At 65.9% G+C, this 5,504-nt stretch carries 5 protein-coding genes and 1 pseudogene; 3 read left to right on the forward strand and 3 right to left on the reverse strand.

The features are described from left to right. Positions 1-48: 48 nt before the first annotated feature. Positions 49-235, forward strand: a pseudogene (gene tnpB / locus ASE59_RS19260) (IS66 family insertion sequence element accessory protein TnpB); the annotation flags it as partial. A gap of 202 nt (positions 236-437) precedes the next feature. On the opposite strand, the gene ASE59_RS20115 reads toward tnpB, so the two are convergent. Next, positions 438-656 carry a hypothetical protein gene (locus tag ASE59_RS20115; RefSeq protein WP_162235319.1) on the reverse strand — a complete coding sequence of 73 codons (219 nt, stop codon included), beginning with the start codon at positions 654-656 and terminating at the stop codon, positions 438-440. 106 nt (positions 657-762) lie between these two features. Here ASE59_RS20115 and nadB point away from each other — a divergent pair, with 106 nt between their 5' ends. Further along, on the forward strand, positions 763-2,352 hold the full coding sequence (nadB, locus tag ASE59_RS13350) for an L-aspartate oxidase (protein WP_056457092.1): 1,590 nt from the start codon (positions 763-765) through the stop codon (positions 2,350-2,352). A gap of 118 nt (positions 2,353-2,470) precedes the next feature. Beyond that, positions 2,471-3,559 carry a serine hydrolase gene (locus tag ASE59_RS13355; protein ID WP_056457095.1) on the forward strand — a complete coding sequence of 363 codons (1,089 nt, stop codon included), beginning with the start codon at positions 2,471-2,473 and terminating at the stop codon, positions 3,557-3,559. Between the two features lie 160 nt (positions 3,560-3,719). On the opposite strand, the gene ASE59_RS13360 is transcribed toward ASE59_RS13355, so the two are convergent. Together ASE59_RS13360 and ASE59_RS13365 are read right to left on the reverse strand one after the other, a co-directional pair. Continuing rightward, positions 3,720-4,802, reverse strand: a complete 1,083-nt coding sequence (locus tag ASE59_RS13360; RefSeq protein ID WP_082458447.1) for a glycoside hydrolase family 43 protein — start codon at positions 4,800-4,802, stop codon at positions 3,720-3,722. After that, on the reverse strand, positions 4,780-5,382 hold the full coding sequence (locus tag ASE59_RS13365) for an HAD-IA family hydrolase (protein WP_082458448.1): 603 nt from the start codon (positions 5,380-5,382) through the stop codon (positions 4,780-4,782). Before ASE59_RS13365 ends, ASE59_RS13360 begins: the two co-directional genes overlap by 23 nt. Positions 5,383-5,504: the final 122 nt, after the last annotated feature.

Here is a 5,504-nt window from a genome sequence, read left to right on the forward strand (position 1 = left end):
GGCGAGCGCTTCGTCATCTGACGATAACCGGCCTCCCGCACAAAATTCCTGACAGTCCCAGTGCTGGCGCAGAACCCGCATTCGGGCGCCTTGTTCGCGTTCCGTGGCAAGCGCGGTCATCTGGTCAAGCTGCTGTGGTTCGATGGGCAGGGTCTGTGCCTGTTTTCCAAGCCTGGACCGTGGCCGCTTCGTCTGGCCGGTGACCGCGACCGGCACGATAACGCTGACGTCGGCATGCTGGCAAGCTCGCCTACCAGAAAAGCCGCGCCCAATAGCAAGGCGCTCCACTGGCCATGCTTACTATCCAACAGGTAGCAAGCTGGAGCAAAATCCTGCCGGGCGCCTTCTGAGAAATGCGGCGGATACCACGGCACGGTCCCACATCGCCGCCACCCAAGGTCCGCTCTCGGCACAAGCCGGCAACGCCGATCCAGCCGTCACAACCGTTCGGCGGCTGGCGCACAAGCCTCGCCACTACGACAAAGTGCCTTCTTCGACTTGGCAATGGCGCACTCGTCCGGAACATCCCGCTCGCGAGACGCAAGCGATGCATCTTCTTCAACGCCGGTCAGCCCGGCAGCCAATATAAGCCAGCGCAACGACAGAGAGGCGGCCGTTGCCGCCTTCCACAACCGGTACAGCCAGGCATCTACCAATCGCCGGCATCCCCCGACGCCGACATAACATGCAACAGGAGAACCCGGTGCTTGTCACACCGACGCAAACCCGCATAGTCGCGCGTCAGATCGATCGGAGTGCCCCTTGTCCTACCCCACTGCCCAGACCGACATCCTCGTCATCGGATCGGGCGCTGCCGGTCTTACCGCCGCACTGCATCTGGCCGAGCGGTTCCGGGTTACGGTGCTGGCCAAGGGTGCGCTGAACGAAGGGTCGACCGCGTGGGCGCAGGGCGGCATCGCGGCGGTGCTCGAACCGGGGGACACGTTCGACAACCATGTCGAGGATACGATGGTCGCCGGCGCGGGGCTCAACGACCGCGCTACCGTCGAATTCGTGGTCGAAGCCGCCCCCGCCGCGATCGAGCGGCTCGCGGCGCTGGGCGTGCCGTTCAACATGGATGGGGAGGCGCTGCACCTGACCCGCGAGGGCGGCCATTCGCATCGCCGCATCGTCCATGTCGACGACGCGACCGGATGGGCGGTGCAGGAAGCGCTCATCCGCGCGGCGAAGGCGCATCCCAACATCACCCTGTTGCCCGATATGGTCGCGGTCGACCTTGCCACCAGCCGGCATGAGGAGCGTTATTCGGGGGCGGGCAATGTCTGGGGCGTCTATGCCTTCAACCGTGCGACCGACCGGGTCGAACTCCATACCGCGCGCGCGACGATCCTCGCGACTGGCGGGGCGGGGCGCACCTATCTGTTCAGTACCGCACCGCGCGGGGCGACCGGCGATGGCATCGCGATGGCGTGGCGCGCCGGATGCCGCGTGTCGAACATGGAGTTCATGCAGTTCCACCCGACCTGCCTCTACAATCTGGAGGTCAAGAACTTCCTGATTACCGAAGCGGTGCGCGGCGAGGGCGGCAAGCTGATGAACCCGACGACCGGCAAGATCTTCATGCCCTATTACGACCCGCGCGCCGAACTGGCCCCCCGCGACATCGTCGCCCGCGCGATCGATGCCGAGATCAAGCGCTTCGGCCTCGACTATGTCCATCTCGATATCAGCCATATGCCGCCCGAATTCGTGCGCGGCCATTTCCCCAATATCTACGAGAAGCTGCTCGGGCTCGGCATCGACATGACGACGCAGCCGATCCCGGTCGTGCCGGCGCAGCATTATACCTGTGGCGGGGTGGTGATCGATCGCGATGGCCGCACCGACCTGCCCGGTCTCTATGCTGTCGGCGAGGTGTCGCAGTCGGGGCTGCACGGTGCCAACCGGCTCGCGTCCAACTCGCTGCTCGAATGTTTCGTGTTCGGCGAGGCGGCGGCGCGCGACATCTCCGCGCGCTGGGACACGCTGCCGCCGCCGCCCGCGATCCGGCCGTGGGACGAAAGCCGGGTGACCGATTCGGACGAAGAGGTCGTCATCAAGCAGAACTGGACCGAAATCCGCCGCTTCATGTGGAATTATGTCGGCATCGTCCGCTCGACCAAGCGGTTGGAGCGTGCGCGACATCGCATCGCGATGCTCAACGAGGAAGTCGCCGATTATTACGGCCATTTCCGCGTCACCCCCGACCTGATCGAGCTGCGCAACCTGTTGCAGTCGGCCGACCTGATCGTACGCTCGGCGCTGCATCGCAGGGAGAGCCGCGGACTGCACTACACGCTCGATTATCCCGAAACCGCAGCCGAAGCGGTCGACACGATTCTCGTTCCCTGACGCTACGGCACCGGTTTCCACCATTCGTCGCCACTGTAGGGGGATTCGTCGCAAGGGGACGTCAACGCCTTGTAATGTTAATCTCCCTCGCAGCATGGTTGCCGGAGGACGGGGTGAGATGATCGTGCAGATGCTGAAGAAAGTCCGGCCGCAAAGCGCGGCGCTGGTTATGGGACTGATCGCGCTGGGCGGCGTGGGCCTCACGACGCGGACGCTGCCGCCGGCCGCGCAGGCTGCGGTGCCGAAGGCGGCGGTGGCGGTGCCGCTGCCCGCACCGACGCGCCCGGCTCCGCCGGCGCTGGTTTCGGCGATCAATGCGCTGGGCGGCGGGTTCCAGGGCAGGGTCGGGATCGCGGTGCGCAGCATCGACGAAGGCTGGGTCGTCGGCCACGCGATGGACCAGCGCATGCCGCAGCAATCGGTCAGCAAGCTATGGGTCGCGCTGACCACGATGAACGCCATCGACGAGGGCAAGCTGGCGCTGACCACGCCGGTCACGATCACCCGCAGCGACCTGACCCTGTTTCATCAGCCGATCGCGTATCTGATGAAGGACGGCGTGTTCAACACGACAGTCGGCGACCTGCTGCGCCGCGCCCTGACGCTGAGCGACAATACCGCCAACGACAAGCTGCTGAACCTGGCCGGCGGGCCGGTGGCGGTACGCGACTTCATCGCCAGCCGGGGCCTTGGCAATATCCGCTTCGGTCCGGGCGAGCGGCTGTTGCAGGCCAAGACCGCCGGACTGCCGTGGCGCCAGGAATATTCGCAGGGCAATGCCTTTGCCCAGGCACGCTCGCGGCTTGACCCCAATGTCCGGCGCGCCGCCTATCAGGCCTATGTCGCCGATCCGCCCGATGGCGCGGGGGCGGGGGCGATCGCCGATGCGCTGGCGCGTCTGCGGCACGGCATGTTGCTGACGCCGCAATCGACCAACTGGCTGCTCGACACGATGAGCCATACCCGCACCGGACGTGCCCGGCTGCGCGCCGCGCTGCCCGCCGGGTGGAGCGTCGCGCACAAGACCGGGACCGGACAGGATCTGGGCGGGCGCACGGCGGGCTTCAACGATGTCGGCATTCTGACCGCGCCCGACGGCAAATCCTATGCGGTGGCGGTGATGATTGGCGACACCGCGCGGCCGGTGCCCGAGCGGCAGCAGCTGATCCAGACGGTGGTGTCGGCGATCGTCGCGGTGCACGGATAGGGCCCGGGGATAATAACGAACCGTTCGTGCTGAGTAGGGGCTGAGCGAAGTCGAAGACCCGTATCGAAGCACTTTGTCTCAGACGGTCCTTCGATACGCCGCTTCGACAAGCTCAGCGGCTACTCAGGACGAACGGATTGCAGCTTGTTGGCGGCGGCCTTTACCGACGCGCCAACATCCTCGGCCCGACGCCCTTGTCGGTAATTACCACCGGCGCGATGCTGCCATCGGCGCGGAAATAGAGCCGGTCGATTGCGATCTCGCGGTGGTTGCCGTCGGTCTCGGTCAGCGGCCGCCGGTGATAGACGATGTACCAGTCGTCGGTCCCGGGTATCTGCAACAGCGAATGATGCCCCGCCCCGCGCGCGACCCGTGCATCCTGTTGCAGCACCACGCCACGCGGGGTGAACGGTCCGACAGCACTCGGCCCGGTAGCATAGGCGACGCGGTAATCCGGCCCGGTCCAGTCGCCCTCCGACCACATCAGGTAATAGACGCCGTTGCGCTTGGCCATGAACGGCCCCTCGACATAATCGGGGGAGGGGGTGATCGGTCTGAACGTCGTCCCGTCGGCGAACGGCACGATCCCGGTCAGCGTATCCGACAGCCGCACGACGTTGCAGTGCTTCCACCCGCCATAATAAAGATAGACCTGCCCGTCATCGTCGCGGAACGCCATCTGGTCGATCGGCTGCGCGCCGTTCACGATCCTGTCGATCAGCGGCTTGCCGATCGCGTCGCGAAACGGCCCTTCGGGTCGGTCGGCGACTGCGACGCCGATGCCGCCGGTCTGCGCATCGTTCTTGATGTCGTTCGCGCCGAAGAACAGATAATAGCGCCCGCGATGTGCGATCGCCGAGGGCGCCCACATCGAATAGGCCGCCCAGCCGACCCGTTCGACATCCAGCACGCGCGGGTGCCGCGTCCAGTGCACCAGATCGGGTGAGGAAAAGGCGTCGAGAAACGTCTGGCGCAGGAACGGGTGCCAGATATGCGGGGCCTTGCGCTCGTTCGCCTGCCACGGCGTGAACCGGCTCTGCGGCGCCGGGGTGCCCTTGTCGGCGGAATAGGTCGGATAGATCCAGTAGCGATCGCCGAAGATGCGGATTTCGGGATCGGCATACCAGCCCGCGATTGGCGGGTTGGCGGCCAGCGCAGCTCGCGGCAACACCGCCGCAGCCCCCAGACCCGCCAGCAGCGTCCGGCGATCGATGATCAGATCAGCGATAGTCGGTAATGGCATAATTTCCCTCCGTCGCGGCCACGCGCGGACCGACGATCGCGACCGCGGCACCCGCCGCCTTGCCCGCCGCGACGCCGGCCGGCGAATCCTCGAACACCAGACAATCGGTAATCGCCACGCCCAGCCGATCGGCGGCAAGGCGGAACCCCTGCGGGTCGGGCTTGCCCCGCGTCACGTCCTCGGCGGTGACGAACACATCGGGCACCGGCAGTCCGACCGCGCGCAACCGCGCTTCGGCAAGGTTGCGCGGTGCGGAGGTGACGATCGCCCATTCGGCTGCGCCAAGCCCCGCGATCAGGTCATGGATGCCGTCGATCGCCACGACGCCGTCGACATCCTGAAGTTCGGCGGCGTTCAGCCATTCGGCCTCGGCCTCGATGTCCATGCCGGGTGTCGCGAAGCGACGAACGGTATCCTCACCGCGTACGCCGTGACAGACCGCGATCAGCGCCTCGGCATCGATCGCATGGCGTTCGCACCACCGCCGCCAGACGCGCTCGACGGCAAGGCTTGAGTCGAGCAGCGTGCCGTCCATGTCGAACAGGAACGCGGCGTAATGAGTGTCACGGAACAACGGCATAGGCGCTGGTCGTACCTGTTGGGGACTGCCGAGCAAACCCCCTTCTCCCCTCCCTTGTCGGGAGTGTTCACCTCGGACTCAACAGGCGTTTTCTGGCGAGGAATATGTCGAGGGTGATCTCG

The organism is Sphingomonas sp. Leaf10 (assembly GCF_001421245.1).
Classification (GTDB): domain Bacteria; phylum Pseudomonadota; class Alphaproteobacteria; order Sphingomonadales; family Sphingomonadaceae; genus Sphingomonas.